The organism is Marisediminitalea lipolytica, assembly GCF_001758465.1.
In the GTDB taxonomy this organism is placed as follows: Bacteria; Pseudomonadota; Gammaproteobacteria; order Enterobacterales; family Alteromonadaceae; genus Alteromonas; species Alteromonas lipolytica.
Genome location: NZ_MJIC01000016.1, coordinates 1 through 16670 on the forward strand (window position 1 = coordinate 1; position 16670 = coordinate 16670).

The 16670-nt window shown below is 46.2% G+C and carries 9 protein-coding genes and 1 rRNA gene; 3 read left to right on the forward strand and 7 right to left on the reverse strand.

All coding sequences use genetic code 11. The features are described from left to right. Positions 1-52: 52 nt before the first annotated feature. Both BFC17_RS18435 and pssA read right to left on the reverse strand, forming a co-directional pair. Positions 53-1585 (reverse strand): 16S ribosomal RNA (locus BFC17_RS18435). Positions 1586-2100: 515 nt separating this feature from the next. Continuing rightward, the gene (gene pssA, locus BFC17_RS18440) at positions 2101-2940 is read right to left on the reverse strand and encodes a CDP-diacylglycerol--serine O-phosphatidyltransferase (RefSeq protein WP_070177999.1); all 840 of its coding nucleotides are present in this window, start codon (positions 2938-2940) and stop codon (positions 2101-2103) included. 356 nt (positions 2941-3296) lie between these two features. Here pssA and xdp1 point away from each other — a divergent pair, with 356 nt between their 5' ends. Together xdp1 and prsT are read left to right on the forward strand one after the other, a co-directional pair. Next, a complete protein-coding gene (xdp1, locus tag BFC17_RS18445; protein ID WP_070178000.1) occupies positions 3297-4097 on the forward strand; it encodes an exosortase-dependent surface protein XDP1 in 801 nt (266 codons plus the stop codon). Positions 4098-4216: 119 nt separating this feature from the next. Next, complete coding sequence (prsT, locus tag BFC17_RS18450) at positions 4217-7006, forward strand: XrtA/PEP-CTERM system TPR-repeat protein PrsT (protein WP_070178001.1); 2790 nt, start codon at positions 4217-4219, stop codon at positions 7004-7006. Positions 7007-7066: 60 nt separating this feature from the next. Here prsT and clpB read toward each other — a convergent pair whose 3' ends face one another. The 4 genes from clpB to rluD all read right to left on the reverse strand — a co-directional run bounded on the left by clpB (position 7067) and on the right by rluD (position 13262). Beyond that, positions 7067-9637: an ATP-dependent chaperone ClpB gene (clpB, locus tag BFC17_RS18455; RefSeq protein ID WP_070178002.1), complete on the reverse strand. Its 2571-nt coding sequence runs from the start codon at positions 9635-9637 to the stop codon at positions 7067-7069. Between the two features lie 214 nt (positions 9638-9851). Next, entirely contained in the window at positions 9852-11462 is a 1611-nt protein-coding gene (locus BFC17_RS18460; RefSeq protein WP_070178003.1) for a M28 family metallopeptidase, read from the reverse strand. Between the two features lie 98 nt (positions 11463-11560). Then, a complete protein-coding gene (pgeF, locus tag BFC17_RS18465; RefSeq protein WP_070178004.1) occupies positions 11561-12289 on the reverse strand; it encodes a peptidoglycan editing factor PgeF in 729 nt (242 codons plus the stop codon). Then, a complete protein-coding gene (gene rluD / locus BFC17_RS18470; protein WP_070178005.1) occupies positions 12279-13262 on the reverse strand; it encodes a 23S rRNA pseudouridine(1911/1915/1917) synthase RluD in 984 nt (327 codons plus the stop codon). The genes pgeF and rluD overlap by 11 nt, the downstream gene beginning before the upstream one ends. Positions 13263-13433: 171 nt before the next feature. Between rluD and BFC17_RS18475 the strand changes: the two genes are divergently transcribed. Then, complete coding sequence (locus BFC17_RS18475) at positions 13434-14198, forward strand: outer membrane protein assembly factor BamD (protein WP_070178006.1); 765 nt, start codon at positions 13434-13436, stop codon at positions 14196-14198. 86 nt (positions 14199-14284) lie between these two features. Here the strand turns inward: BFC17_RS18475 and BFC17_RS18480 are convergent, their stop codons facing one another. Continuing rightward, on the reverse strand, positions 14285-16603 hold the full coding sequence (locus tag BFC17_RS18480; protein WP_175439602.1) for a putative bifunctional diguanylate cyclase/phosphodiesterase: 2319 nt from the start codon (positions 16601-16603) through the stop codon (positions 14285-14287). Between the last annotated feature and the right edge of the window lie 67 nt (positions 16604-16670).

A 16670-nucleotide genomic window follows, 5' to 3' on the forward strand; every position in this document is an offset into this window, starting at 1 on the left:
ATAACAAAACAATCTGTGTAGGCACTACATCAAGTCGTCCAACGACTTTACGTAAGGAGGTGATCCAACCCCAGGTTCCCCTAGGGTTACCTTGTTACGACTTCACCCCAGTCATGAAACACAAAGTGGTAATCGTCCTCCCGAAGGTTAGACTAACTACTTCTTTTGCATCCCACTCCCATGGTGTGACGGGCGGTGTGTACAAGGCCCGGGAACGTATTCACCGCAGTATGCTGACCTGCGATTACTAGCGATTCCGACTTCATGGAGTCGAGTTGCAGACTCCAATCCGGACTACGACAAGCTTTAAGGGGTCCGCTCCACATCACTGTCTCGCTTCCCTCTGTACTTGCCATTGTAGCACGTGTGTAGCCCTACACGTAAGGGCCATGATGACTTGACGTCGTCCCCACCTTCCTCCGGTTTGTCACCGGCAGTCTCCTTAGAGTGCCCAACTAAATGATGGCAACTAAGGACAAGGGTTGCGCTCGTTGCGGGACTTAACCCAACATCTCACGACACGAGCTGACGACAGCCATGCAGCACCTGTGTCAGAGTTCCCGAAGGCACCAATCCATCTCTGGAAAGTTCTCTGCATGTCAAGTGTAGGTAAGGTTCTTCGCGTTGCATCGAATTAAACCACATGCTCCACCGCTTGTGCGGGCCCCCGTCAATTCATTTGAGTTTTAACCTTGCGGCCGTACTCCCCAGGCGGTCTACTTAGCGCGTTAGCTTCGCTACGCACGAATTAAATTCACACACAGCTAGTAGACAGCGTTTACGGTGTGGACTACCAGGGTATCTAATCCTGTTCGCTACCCACACTTTCGCACATGAGCGTCAGTCTTTGGCCAGGGAGCCGCCTTCGCCACTGATGTTCCTCCAGATATCTACGCATTTCACCGCTACACCTGGAATTCCACTCCCCTCTCCAAGACTCTAGTCTGCCAGTTCTAAATGACCATCCCAGGTTGAGCCCGGGGCTTTCACATCTAGCTTAACAAACCGCCTGCGTGCGCTTTACGCCCAGTAATTCCGATTAACGCTCGCACCCTCCGTATTACCGCGGCTGCTGGCACGGAGTTAGCCGGTGCTTCTTCTGTTGTTAACGTCACAGCTGGCAGGTATTAACTACCAACCTTTCCTCACAACTGAAAGTGCTTTACAACCCGAAGGCCTTCTTCACACACGCGGCATGGCTGCATCAGGGTTTCCCCCATTGTGCAATATTCCCCACTGCTGCCTCCCGTAGGAGTCTGGGCCGTGTCTCAGTCCCAGTGTGGCTGATCTTCCTCTCAGAACAGCTAGAGATCGTCGCCTTGGTAAGCCTTTACCTTACCAACTAGCTAATCTCACTTGGGCCTCTCTTTGCGCGGGAGCCGAAGCCCCCTTTGGTCCGAAGACATCATGCGGTATTAGCAGTCGTTTCCAACTGTTATCCCCCTCGCAAAGGCAAGTTCCCAAGCATTACTCACCCGTCCGCCACTCGTCAGCGATGTGCAAGCACATCCTGCTACCGTTCGACTTGCATGTGTTAGGCCTGCCGCCAGCGTTCAATCTGAGCCATGATCAAACTCTTCAATTAAATATATCGAAATTTTGAATTGTCGTTGTTGACACTCTTAATGAGTGCCCACACAGATTGTCTTGTTATAAATTGTTAAAGAACAGTGCAAAGCGTTGATTTAACTCGACTTTGCGGCTTCAGACTTTTGTGTTTAGCCCCGAAGCGGGATGCGTATATTACGCTTTTCGTTTTCAGTGTCAACCACTTTTTGAAACTTAATTTCGAAGGGTTGAAACTTCAAACCACTTCAACTTTGCCTTTCAGACCTCGTTGAAGTGAGGCGCGCATTTTACGCTGTTGGCTTTCAGTGTCAATGCTTTTTTTGAAGTTTTTCAAACGTAGCATCTGGCTGGAAGCAGCTTCACATAAGGCTTTCGCGTTATGCCGGTTGAGCCTGTTGGGCGTTCCCCGTTGAAGTGGGGCGCATTATAGAGAGAAGAGGATTTTGATCAAGCGTTTTTTGCAAAAAATACAAAAAACGCGACCGTTTGGTCGCGTTTTATACAAAAGCGGTAAAAAGCCACTTAAATCGATTATTTTTTGTCTGATTCCAACGGTTCTTCTTTAACTACGTCTTCTGATTGTTCAGTTTTTACGTCTTCTGTTGATTCGGCCGGAGTGAAGTCAGCATCTTCTAACTGATCGCCTACTACATCACTCAACGTTACTTTATCTACTGTTCTGAATGTATTGATTGGGCCAGCCAGTGCATACAGCGCAAATACAATAAATAAGACAAGTGCTGGCTCGGTAGCAACGATAATAAAGATAAGCAGGATAATAAGCAGAGCAACAAAAGGTACCTTGCCATTCCAGTTCAGTTCTTTAAAGCTGTTGTATTTAAAGTTGCTTACCATTAATAAGCCAGATACGCCGGTTATTAACGCTACTACAATGCCTATATCATTACCGTTGATATCGTACTCTACGCCTAACCATACAAAACCACATACCACTGCGGCAGCAGCCGGACTGGCTAATCCCTGGAAGAAACGTTTATCGGCTATGCCTACTTGTGTATTAAAACGGGCTAAACGCAGAGCGGCACCCGCTACATATATAAAGGCAGCAAACCAACCCAGCTTACCCAGGTCACTAAGCCCCCAGTTGTAAGCAACCAACGCTGGCGCCATACCAAAGGAAACCATATCAGCCATGGAGTCATACTCAGCACCAAAGTCGCTCTGTGTATTAGTGATACGCGCTACCCTGCCATCAAGACCGTCAAAGATCATGGCCACGAACACTGCCACAGCCGCAGCTTCAAAACGCCCATTCATTGAAGACACCACAGCGAAGAACCCAGAAAACAGTCCTGCTGTGGTAAGAAGATTTGGCAAAAGGTAAATACCTTTATGTTTACTTTCTGACATGTTTTTCTCTATTGCTACAAACGGCTTGTATTATTTCATAATCTCAATGGACATGCTTTCAGTTTTTAAGTTTCATACTGTTAGCAAATATATCTTCAGAGTGTATACAGCAGATAACCAGTTATGAGATCATATACACAATGCATAGTGTCCTTGAAGTAAACTCTTACGCAATGAGAGTTTAAGTTTGCCATGTTGAAGCACTTTACACCCTCACAAACTGTCAGTAAATTTTACATTCAAAGTAAAGACACTCGACACTCCATGCATAACATATTGATAAATAAAGATTAAATTTTAAGGCATGATATTTGCTAAAGATTTATCAGCAGGAATGAAAAGTTTTAGAGGTAGTAATGAAGTTAATTAATAAAGCGATTCTTGTAGGCTTGCTACTAGGCTCGAGCGCACAATTTGCAAATGCAACAGGCACAACTTGGGATTTTACGGATAAAAGTTCAAATACAGATTTTACATCCACTGACGGTAATTATAGTTTTCATGATAATACCATTGATCGCGGCAATGTTTTCAAATTAAGCAAAGACGGTGTCAACCTAGAGATAAGAGCCTTCGCTAACACGGGTAGTGGCGGTACAATCGAGGAGGCTAATGTCAGCCATGCAGATTTGGGATTATTGAATTATAACGCTAATTACAATCCGGAAACTAATTCCGGTGATAGCCACGCGATTGATAATAAAGGCGGACAAGTTTTCGATATGCTCTATTTTGAGTTCTCGGAAATGGTTAGCATAACGAATATTAATTTGGGTTGGAAAGGCGACGACTCAGACATTGCTGTTGCTGCATTCAATGATATTAGTTGGTTCAGTTCACTAGATGACACAACTTGGGGTGACGTGGCGCACAATGCTGCATGGAAGGGCACATTCTTCAATTTAACTAATTATGATTTAACATCTAATATTAATAATGTTGAGGCAAAGTATTGGTTAATAGGTGCCTACAACCAAGTTTTTGATGGTGCCAGTTGGACTGAAGATAACGATAGCGTAAAAATCGCTTCACTGACAACTCATAAAGCAGTCCCTGAAGACCCAAATACTACGCCGGTAGATGCGCCTTCTACGATTGCAATGATGTCTTTAGCCTTGGGCGGCCTGCTTGTTCGTCGTCGCAAAGCAATGAAATAACATCTGGCTATTAAACATTGAAAAAGCCCCTTTTTAGGGGCTTTTTTATTATGACATGCCAATTTATGTCATTCTCAGTTAGACTGTTTATTAGTTATTGATTTGAAAAGAGTCGACGTGTGAAATCTCTTAAATTACTGTTATTTACTGCAGCGCTTAGTCTTCCTTCCTATGCCCAGACCGTGGCAGATTTTTACGAAAAAGCACTCGATGCTTTCAAGGAAGAGAAAATCCAGGACAGTTACATATACACCAAAAACGCATTGCAGCAGGATCCTGACCATTTACCCTCCAAGCTATTAATGGGAAGAATTCTGCTAATGGATGGTTTTATTCCTGATTCAATTGACGAGTTCGAAGAGGCGTTGTTGGGAGGTGCAGATAAAAACCTGGTTCTGCCATTTCTTGCACAGGCTTATTTGTTATCTGGTTTGTATCATAAAGTCGTTGATTTATATACCGAACCGGGTCTCACCGAAGAAGTGCGTCTAAACCTGCTATTGGTATCCAGTGAAGCGAAAGTAAGACAAGGTAAGATTGAAGATTCAATTAAACTTCTGGAGTCGAATCTGTCTAAATACGCTAACAAAGCGTCGCTCTATTCTACTCTTGCGTCACGCTATATTTCCGTTGATGACCTGAGCAATGCCGAAGCCTATCTGATAAAAGCACTGACGATTGGCAAGCAATCACCGGCTATTTTGTACACCCGGGGCCGTTTAGAAGAAGCTAAAGGTAACAAAGCAAAAGCGCTCGAAATTTTCGAAAAGGTTGATCAGCAAGACCCTGACAACCCGACTTATATGCGCACTCTGGCAACAACCTATGCCGAAATGGAAGAGTTTGACCGGGCTAATGACATTGTTGCTAAAATTGAATTACAAACGCCTGGTGATGTTCAGAATAAGCTGCTTAAAGCGCGTATCCTGGCTTTAACTAATCAACAGTTTGAAGCCGATAAAATCCTCCAGGAGCTTACCAATGAGTTCAGTCTGTTAACTGAACAACAACGCAATGAGCGTATCCAGTTAAGTTTGATAACCGGCATTGTCGGTTACATCAACAAGAGCTATGACCTGGCTTCGACGGAACTGGCTCGCTACCTCTCCGAGCGTAAACCCACAGTAGAAATTATCGGCATGCTCGCTGACTCGCTGTTGCGTTTGGGCTATTACAAAGATGCAGTTAAAATCCTTGAAAAACATCAGGATATTATACTAAACAATATCGAGGTTGCAGCATTAACCTGCGAGCTTTATATCGCTATTAACAGAAGTTTTAAATGTGAAGCGTTAGTTCCTAAACTTGACATGCGCTATCCGGGCCACACCGATGTAACGCTTATTAAGACCAAGCTGCTAATGGACCGAGGCCAATATACCGAAGCTTATGACTATCTAACTTCAGCCACTACTGATTCCGCACGTTTAGATGTTACCAAACTAAAGATTTTGCTTTTGGCAAACCTGGGCAACTTTACCGATGCTTATGAACAGGCAGGTAAGTTACTTGATGAAGACCCTGACAACATCGGCTACCAGGTTATTTATGCCGATATTGCCGTGCGTTTAAACCGTTTAGATACCGCCACGGCATATGTTAATAAAATCATTAAGGTTGATCCCAAAAATGTCGGCGCATTAGTAACAAAAGCGCGTATTCAATTTGCCCAGGAAGAGCCTCAACCCGCTATTATTACGCTCGATTCTATATTACAGGAAGATAAAAGAAACGTTTCTGCGCTGCTATTGTCAGCGCAAATTCATGCCAGTGAAAGAGAATACGAACAAGCAATCAATCAGTTGCTTACGGCGAAAGAGCTAAGCAACAACTCAGTTAAGCCCCGCCAATTACTGGTTAGCGTTTACCGCGAACAACGTGATTGGGAGGGCGCTTTAGCCGAGATAAACCAATTGTTGAGTATCAGACGCCTATCTACGGATTATCTTATTCAGAAGGCAGAAATTCTCATCAGCATGAACCGGGAGAAAGAAGCCCGCTCACAATTAGGCGCGGTGTTTGGGCAGTGGGCAGAAGAGCCCTACAAACTCTCGGCGCTAAGCAAACTGCAAATGCGCGCAAACGATTACGAAGGGGCTGAAAAGTCGCTTTTGGCCGCCATCGAGAAAGTCCCTAATCAACCGACTTTCCGGCTGGAGTATATTGATTTACTCATTAATCAAAAAGCCCTGGATAAAGCTAAAGGTGAAATTAAAACATTTATCAGCTTATTCGGTAAAACCGCTAACAGCGAGATGCTGGAAGGTGATTTTGCATTTGCCAAAGGCAACAGAAAAGCAGCCTTCGCTCACTATTTAGCCTCGAGTAAACTTGATGGTAATTTCCAACGACCCATACTGAAAATGTACCAGTTGGTAAAAGAAGGACAACCTCTTGATGCATTCTTAAAGCATATTCATTCGCTGCTGGCTAATGACGGAGATAATCATTTAGCCCGTCACCTACTTGCTGATACTTTGTTTAGTAACGGTCAGTACGCCGAGGCCATTGAACAATACAATATGTTGCTGGAAGTGGATGATTTACCCAGAAAATCCTATATCTATAATAACCTCGCCATTATTTATAAAGATCGTGATGTTGAACAAGCAATTAAATACAGCGACTTAGCACTTGATTTGACGCCTGACTCGGCTGCAATTCTAGATACAAAAGGCTGGTTATTAACGCTAAATGGTGATTACCAACAAGGTCTTGCGTTACTGCGAGAGGCGTATACGCTTAACTCTTCCGATCCTTCAACCCATTACCATATTGCCTACAATTTAAATGCGACGGGTAAACGGGATGAAGCCTATACGATACTGAGTTCTAACAACACACTGACTAAAGATTTTACTGAGTTAGAAAAAGCTAAAGCGCTTTACCAGTCGTTAGAAGACAGATAATTCAAATTTCAGACATAAAAAAACGGCTGGCACCAAAGGTACCAGCCGTTTTTTTTGGATTTACAAAATCACTAACTGCTCGCCATCCACATCAATACGAATAGTCGATTCAGGCAGTATCTCACCTGCTAACAGTTGTTGTGCCAGTGGGTTTTCTACCTGTGTCTGGATAGCCCGCTTGAGTGGTCTTGCACCAAACACCGGATCGAATCCCGCATCGGCCAGTTTGTCCATTGCTGCGGCAGAAAGTTCCAGTTTATAACCTTTGTCAGCCAGGCGAGCCCGTAATGCTGCCAACTGAATTTTCGCAATCGATTTGATTTGCTCTTTACCCAGTGGATGGAATACCACAATGTCATCAACCCGGTTAATAAACTCAGGGCGGAAATGCTGGCCTACTACGTTCATCACCATGGATTTCATTTCGTCATACTGACTTTCCTGATGCTTATCCTGAATGATGTCGGAACCTAAGTTCGACGTCATAATCACCACCGTATTTTTAAAATCGACAGTGCGACCCTGACCGTCAGTTAAACGACCATCGTCCAGTACCTGCAGCAGTATGTTGAACACATCCGGATGGGCTTTTTCTACCTCGTCCAACAGGATAACCGAGTAAGGTTTACGGCGAACCGCTTCGGTTAAATAACCGCCCTCTTCGTATCCAACATAGCCGGGAGGAGCACCGACTAACCGTGCCACGCTGTGTTTTTCCATGAACTCCGACATATCGATGCGGATCATGGCTTCTTCGGTATCAAACATAAAGCCAGCCAGTGATTTACACAGCTCGGTTTTACCTACACCAGTTGGCCCTAAAAACAGGAATGAGCCAATCGGCCGGTTCGGATCAGCCAGCCCTGCCCGAGAACGGCGAATCGCGTTAGAGACCGCATTCACCGCCTCTTGCTGACCAACAACGCGCTTGTGTAACACCTCTTCCATGCGCAGTAATTTGTCCCGTTCACCCTCCAGCATTTTGGCTACCGGAATACCTGTCCAACGAGATAACACGTCAGCAATCTCAGCATCAGTTACTCTGTTTTTCATTAGCAGAGTTTCTTTATTCTCGTTTTCGGCGGCTTTTTCCAACTTCATTTCAAGCTCAGGGATACGGCCATACTGTAACTCTGACATCCGGTTGAGATCAGACGCACGACGAGCAATCTCTAAATCCAGCTTGGCTTGTTCCAGCTCAGACTTGATGGTTTGCGTGCCCTGCATGGCGTCTTTCTCTTCTTTCCAGATTTTCTCCAGTTCACCGTACTTGATTTCAGCCTGCTCCCGCTCGAGCTCAATCATCTCTAAGCGCTTATGACTGGCGTCATCGGTTTCTTTTGCCAGCGCCTGCTCTTCCAGCTTAAGCTGAATGATACGTCGCTCAAGGCGATCCATTTCTTCCGGCTTAGAATCAATTTGTAAACGAATGCTGGATGCTGCTTCATCAATCAAATCTATCGCTTTATCCGGTAACTGGCGGTCACTAATGTAACGATGCGACAGCGTGGCTGCGGCCACAATCGCCGGGTCAGTAATATCAACCGAGTGATGCAGCTCGTAGCGCTCTTTTAGACCACGCAAAATCGCAATGGTATCTTCTACACTGGGTTCATCCACCAGTACTTTCTGGAAACGACGTTCGAGAGCCGCATCTTTTTCGATGTACTGACGATATTCATCCAGCGTAGTAGCGCCTACACAGTGCAATTCGCCTCGAGCCAGCGCAGGTTTGAGCATATTACCGGCATCCATGGCACCATCGGATTTACCCGCGCCAACCATGGTGTGTAATTCGTCGATAAACAGAATCACCCGGCCTTCTTCTTTCGCCAGTTCATTCAATACCGCTTTTAAGCGCTCTTCAAACTCGCCGCGATATTTAGCGCCTGCCACCAGCGCGCCCATATCCAGAGATAAGACACGCTTGTCTTTTAAACCTTCGGGCACTTCACCATTGATAATTCGTTGAGCTAAGCCTTCAACGATGGCAGTTTTACCCACACCCGGCTCACCAATCAGCACCGGATTGTTTTTAGTCCGACGTTGCAATACCTGCACCGTACGACGAATTTCATCATCACGACCGATAACCGGATCCAATTTACCCTGCTCCGCACGCTCGGTGAGATCAGTGGTATATTTCTCCAGTGCCTGACGCACATCTTCGGCATTCGGGTCGGTGACTTTTTGTCCGCCGCGCATGTCATCAATGGCTTTCTCGATGGCTTCTTTGGTTATACCGAGTTCGCGGAAAATATCACCTAAGCGACCTTTATCCTGAATGCCGGCTAATACAAATATTTCTGAAGTGATGTAATCATCTTTACGCTGCTGGGCGATTTTGTCGCACAAATTAAGTAAAACAACACTGTCTTTACCCAGTTGCACATCACCGCCAATACCTTCAACCCTTGGCAGACGTTCAATCGCCTGAGCCAAAGCCGAACGCAGCGCATTTACATTTACGCCAGCCTGATCCAGCATGGAGCGAACAGTACCGCCCTGCTGGTTGAGTAATGCTGTCATCAAATGCACGGGCTCGATAAACTGATGATCTCTGCCCAAAGCAAGAGACTGCGCATCTGAGATCGCAATCTGGAACTTGCTGGTAAATCTATCTAAACGCATGGAAACCTCTTTTAACCGTGCTAATACCCTTGCACTCTTTATGGGTATGAATAAATTGGGATTCAAGTAACCAGCACAAAAATCACACGATAAAAATGCACTTTATTGCTTAAGATCAGCTTGTTAGCCAGTTTAAAATATGCCTCAAATTTTGAATTTTAAATTGGAAAATCAGCCACCTGCGACGAAAGGTGGCTGAGAAAAGACATTCGTATTATTTTTTACCCAGGGTCGCAAAGAAGCTATCGCTGTTCCAGCTTGGGCGTTCCGGCGTATTCGCCAGATCCCGGGCAATGGCATAGTTAATTTCAACAAACTGAGCGGCCCATTCATAATCGATCGGCAAATTCAGATCATCTGATGGCATGTGATAATGCTTGGCCAGAAACGTTTGTGGCGACACCCCGAGGGCATCTTTTACTTCAGTCGCCATGCTTGGTACCAAAAACACCGCTGGCACGCCTTGCTTAACAAAGCTGAATTGATCACTGCGCACAAAAATCGCTTGTTCTGGCATCGGATCGTCTATCAACTTCATTTCATTCTTCAGCAATGTAGAACTTACCGTACTTTCCAGCGAACTGTGAGTCGCGCCAAATGCGATGATTTCATTAGTGCGGTAGGTCAGAATGGGCATATCCAGATTCACGTTAGCCACGATGTTTTCGATGGGTACCGTTGGATATTCAGCGTAATATTCAGAGCCTAGTAAACCCTTCTCTTCGCCGGTAACAAAAGTAAATATAATCGAGCGTTTAGGCTTTTCTTTCGCATGATGAAATTCATGGGCAATTTCTAACAGGGTAGACACACCGCTGGCGTTATCCATAGCACCGTTGTTGATTTTATCCTTTAACACCGAGTTTTTGCTGATGCCGATATGATCAGAATGCGCGCTGAGAATAATAAACTCATTTTTTAAAAGCGGATCCGAGCCTTCTATCACACCGATCACGTTAGGACTGGTGGTTTCGCTTAAGACTGACTTTTTCTCCAGTGTCGCGGTCAGGCCCATTGGCATTGACGTCAGCGGTTCATTATTTTCAATCTTTTCGTATATGGCTGCCAAATCCATTCCGGCCATCCCGAACAGTTGTTTTCCCGCTTCAATGCTTAACAATGCGCCGCCCTGCAACTGCGGGTAACCATTGTGAACCTCGCCTTCTTTGTCGAGCCACCGGGTTGTTGGGGTTTTAACGTATAACTTACGCTTTTCAAAGGGGGATACTTTTTCCGAAGTTGGCGTGCTCACTACGATTGTACCTATGGCACCATGCTTTACCTGGCTATCAGAAATCAAGCGTCTGAAATGGGAACCTTCTTCGCTTGGGAATGTATGCGGGCGGTCAGACAAAATCACCGCAATTTTGCCCGTTAAGTCGATACCATCGTAATCAGTGTAGTTCAGATACGGTGCATCAATCCCAAATCCGGCAAACACCAGTTCGCCGCTTACACTAGACGATTCGCGGTTAATATCGGCACTCATGAGCATGTTTTGCATAAACTCAAACTCAATGGAGTCACTATCTTTAGATACCACCATTTTGGGCGATTCCATATCCAGCGTAGATTGTTTGAACGGGACTACCTGATAGTAACTCCCATTATCACCAGCTGGCTGCACACCCATTTTTTGTAATTCGCTGGCGATATAGAGCGATGCAAAATCATGGCCGATACTACCGGTGTCGCGTCCGGCCAATAAGTCATCGGCCAGCAACATCATATGACCTTTAAAACGTTCAGGGGAGGCGGCATTAACCGCGGGGATACATAAGAGCGGTAGCAAAACTGCCGCTAAAACTGACTTGAATGGTTTCATCTGTCGTCTCCGGAATTTCATCTTTCGTTATATTTGAAATTTATAGTAGGAGAATGATGATTTGCTGTACAGCTTTAGCTCTGCAAGGCGCAAAGGGTTTAGGCGCAAAGACCAATTACACTGACTATTCGCCCGGTTTGCGACTGCGCGTTGTGTGTAGCGCGCCGATGAGAGAAAAAACGCGGGTCCTGATAAGTACACAGCGCAGAATTTACTACACTGCCCACCCCAAGCAGTTCAAGTTGATACTTTGCCACCAGTGGCAAATCTATAAGGTATTTATCGGGGTTTGCAGAGCGAACCACCGCAGCGGGGTACGCCATAAAGTGCGTCGCTACGGATTCTGGCACTTCATAACACGCCTGGGAAATAGCGGGGCCAATCCAGGCCATTAACTGGTCAGGGGGAGAGGTCATTCCAGCGACGGTGTGTTCAATTATTTTAAGATGCAGGCCCTTCCAGCCAGCGTGGATGGCAGCCACTTCCTTGCCACTGTTATCGCAGAGTAAAACCGGCACACAGTCGGCTGTCATCACGGCACAATAATAGCTGGCTGAGCGGCTGATTGCCGCGTCAGCTGATGTTGCAGCCGTCGGCAAGGTTACAACATCAGCACCATGGATCTGATTAAGCCAGTGAATTTTATCACTTGCGGGTAACAGGTGGCGGTTGCGTAAGACAACTTCCGCATCATCACCTACATGCAGACCAACATTTAAGCCGGCATAATTTCCCTGACTAAATCCCCCTTCACGCGTGGTGCAGTAGGCCAGTACGTTTTGTGGTGCTGACCAGCGTGGCAGAATGAGCGGGATTTCAGATTTCATCAATACCAAAATGCCTGGTATCTTCGCGTGTACTTTCGATAAGGCTTACCATGTCCTCTGGTAACGGCGCCTGCCAGGTCATCCATTCTTCGGTTTCAGGATGATATAAAGAAAGCTGCGCCGCATGTAACGCCTGACGCTTGAAGCCGCGTAAGGTATTGGCAAACTCTTCGCTTGCGCCCTTGGGCAAACGCCATCTTCCGCCATATACCGGGTCACCCACCAGCGGATGCTTAATATAAGCCATATGAACACGAATCTGATGGGTACGGCCTGTTTCTAACTTAAGGCGGACATGGGTGTGGGCACGAAACTTTTCAATAACACGGTAATGAGTGACGGCTGGTTTACCAAACTCACGTACCGCCATGTGGGTGCGCTTAGTAGCATGGCGGCCGATTGGCGCATCCACTATGCCACCCGCAACCATGGTTCCAAAAACCAGAGCTTCGTACTCACGGCTCATCACCCGGGTCTGTAGTTGATCAACCAGATGTGTTTGGGCGGGTAAGGTTTTGGCCACAACCATTAAGCCGGTCGTATCCTTATCCAGACGATGGACAATCCCGGCACGAGGCACTTTATCTATATCCGGCACATGGGCCAACAAGGCATTTAACAGGGTGCCGTCCTGATTACCGGCGCCGGGATGCACAACTAAATCCGCGGGTTTATTGATTATGAGGATATGTTCATCCTCATAAACAATATCGAGCTCGATTTCTTGCGCTACATTGGCAACTTGCTGGGTTATCTCAGCTTCTATCCCAATAGACTCGTCACCGGTCATTTTTTGTCGCGGGACTTTGCACACTTCACCATTTACCGTTACATTACCTGCCAAAATCCATTCTTTTAGCTTTGAACGGGAATAATCAGGGAACAAATCTGCAATAACCTGATCTAACCTTAGCCCAAAGTGTTGGATATCAGCTTGCGCTGCTAATGAAATTTGTGAACTTTGTTGTACCATAACCGCCTAAAGAGATAACGCAAAAGGCAGATTATAACAGGTTTACTCGCTGTGGCTGTTTTCTTTTGGAGTTTATGTGGTGTTTGCGTTTAAGAGTACGTTAAAATACCAGCCAGAAAACTGTTTTACCCTTGCAGTAAAATTAATTATGTACCAGGAACCAGTAGTACTATGAAAATAAACCGTTGCATTGCCCCCCTGATGATCAGTGTCATTTTATCGGTGGCAGGGTGTTCGTCATCAAGCAAAGAAGATCAGGTGATGAATGCAAACCTGGGCGCGCAGGCACTCTACGATAAAGCACGTGAGAGCATGGCAAACGGCAACTTTGCTGCCGCAGCAGACTCACTCAGTGCGCTGGACTCTCGTTTTCCTTTCGGTCCGTTGTCACATCAGGTGCAACTGGATTTAGTGTACAGCTATTACAAATCAGGCAAGATTGATCAAACGCTGGCCACTATCGACCGGTTTATTCGTCTTAATCCAAACCATGCAGATGTGGATTACGCATTCTACATGCGCGGCTTAACTAACATGGAAGCCGACAACAACCTGTTCCAGGAACTGGTTGGTATTGATACCACAGACCGGGATCCCAGCAAATCCAAACAGGCTTTTGACGATTTCAGACGTCTGATTCAGCAGTACCCTGACAGCAAATATGCTGCTGATGCCCGTCAGCGTATGGTGTTTATCAAAAATCGCCTGGCCAGTTACGAAATTTCTATCGCGCGTTTTTACATGCGCCGTGAAGCCTTTATTGCCGCGGCTAATCGCGGGCGCTATGTACTGGAATATTATCCGGACTCTGATCAGTTACAACAGGCACTGGAAATAATGGTGGAATGTTACGACCAGCTCGAATTAACCGAGCTACGCGACAACGCCATGAAAACCCTGAAGCTGAACTTCCCTGACAGTCAGTTTATCAGTTAATTCCCGTAGAATTTCTAAGCAGAGGCAGCCTGATGGTTGCCTTTATTGTTTTCGGCGGTAGTTCTCTTAAGCGCTTTGTAAGTCGCCTAGCTGCTAATAAATTCGATAAATTCGCTCAGAGGTAACGGCTTGCTATAAAGATACCCCTGTGCCAACTGACAATTCTCGCTTTCTAAAAACAGGTGTTGCTCGGAATTTTCTACGCCTTCAGCCACCACTGAACACCCCATATCCCTGGCAATCCTGATAATACTGCGGGTTAAATTAGTACTCGACTGCTCCAGGGGAATATTTGCTACAAAGCTTTTATCAATCTTGAGGGTATCAATGGGTAAACGATTCAGGTAAGACAGCGACGAATACCCGGTACCGAAGTCATCCAAAGCGAGGGTAAAACCTGCCTTTTTGAGGTCGACCAGAATTTTTAGTTCAACATCAATCAATGCGGTTTCAGTCAGCTCAATTTCAAATCGGGATGGCGTTAAATCAAATTCTTCCAGCACTCGCCGCAGCGAGGCTAACAAATGCTCATTGGCCAGTTCACTGGCTGATATATTAACCGCCAGTCTGAAAGAGTCCGGCACATACGGCGCGATCTGGTTTAATGCATCACAGGCTTTTACCATAATACAGTCTGTCAGACGCCTCATTAAACCGGCTTCTTCTGCCAGTGGAATAAATACATCCGGCGCGATGCGCTCATTATCGTCGGTAGTCCAACGCGCCAGTACTTCAGCGCCATGCACTGCTCCGCTACCAAGATGAATTTTGGGTTGCAGATACACTTCCAGCTTACGACTGTCGATAGCTTCCCGTAGCAGGCTCTCCAGAGTCAGCGACGAACGCCGGGACGTAGTCATCATTTCCTGATAAACCTTAACGGTTCCCTTACCGATCCCTTTTGCCCAGTACAGGGCCGTATCTGCCTGCTGGTATAGCTCATCCGGCGTGCTCGCGAATCCAGGAAACAAACTGATACCAATACAACAATCCACATAAACCGGCATTGTAGGTTCGATATCACAAGGATAACTGGCCTGTAAGCGTAACGCATTAGCCAGTTGCAGCGCCTCGGTAGCACTGTTTATGCCCTTGCAATACACCGAAAATTCATCACCACCGATGCGGAACAAACGGGCGTTATCAGGTAACACCATAGACAGCCTGCGGCTGACCTGCACCAATAACCTGTCGCCTTTAACATGGCCAAAACTATCATTGACCTGCTTAAAGTTATCTAAATCTATCAGTAACAAAGCGACGTCTGGTGCTTCAGCGTTATCTGCCAGTAAAGCCTGTAAAGCGCGGCGGTTAGGCAATCCGGTGAGCACATCGTGATGCGCCATATAGCGCAGCTCTTCCCGTACATCCACCAGCTCCGAAATATCGGTCAGTGACGCCGTATAATTAAGGGCTTTATCGTGGCGATCCGGCACGGTTACCAGCGTGAGTAAGCCTACGTGCACTTTACCGCTAATTACCCAGGTCACTTCATTCGACCACGACGGGTAGTTGTTAAGTTGCTCCTTAATCGCTGTGAGCGTTTGCGGCACAGAAATTAACGTCAACAGATTCTGCTCTGTCAACTCTTGCGTAGGCGCGGATTCCAGCAGCCGCTCCAGTGCAGGGTTTGCAGAGATGATCTTAAAATCGGTATCGAGTACAGCAATGCCTTCCCGACTGTGTTGAACTACGGTCCGCGCCTGCAACAGCTGAGCTTCGTTTTGCTCCAGTTTCTGTACAATATGACTACTACTGGATAGCAACAAACGCCAGTTGAGCAGCGGATCATTGAGTGCTTTTTCCATTCTTTGTTTATTGACCAGCATAAACAGAAACAGGAACGAACCAAAGGTCACTGCTATCAATGCTTTACCACTTAAGTTACCAATGATCAGGGCAAAAACATCGCTCGACACACCCATCGCAATTAAAGGAAACAACACGCCATCCATCAAAATAACCGCCACAAAGCCCAGACTATAGGCCAGACTAAAAATGGCATGATTAACCAACAGGCGCTTGAGTTTATCGAACACAAACACCAGCAGATACAGCTCAACGATAATCAGTACCGCACCAAGCACAATCAATGGCAAAGACAGTTCAAATAAGCCAACCGGCACATTAAGAGGATTCAGAATTTGCGGCGCGTTCAACAGGCCGGCGACACTGGTAAAAAGTAAGACTTTAAATACCGAGACCATCAGAACCAGCCTGACGATATTTTGCAAAATGAACGGATCGTTTTCGATAAACGCCATCATAATGCAGGCCATCATGAAACCGCCGTAGGCGATGGTTCCCCCCGACAAACTGATTGCGTCGAACAACACAACCGAATAAACCGCGCCAAGAAAACCGCCCATAATGAGCACCAGACTCACGTAAATGTACAAAGACACTCTTCTGGTCTGCGGGTTCTTTTCGAAGGTCAGTAACAATGGAAACAGGCAATATATGCTTACCTGC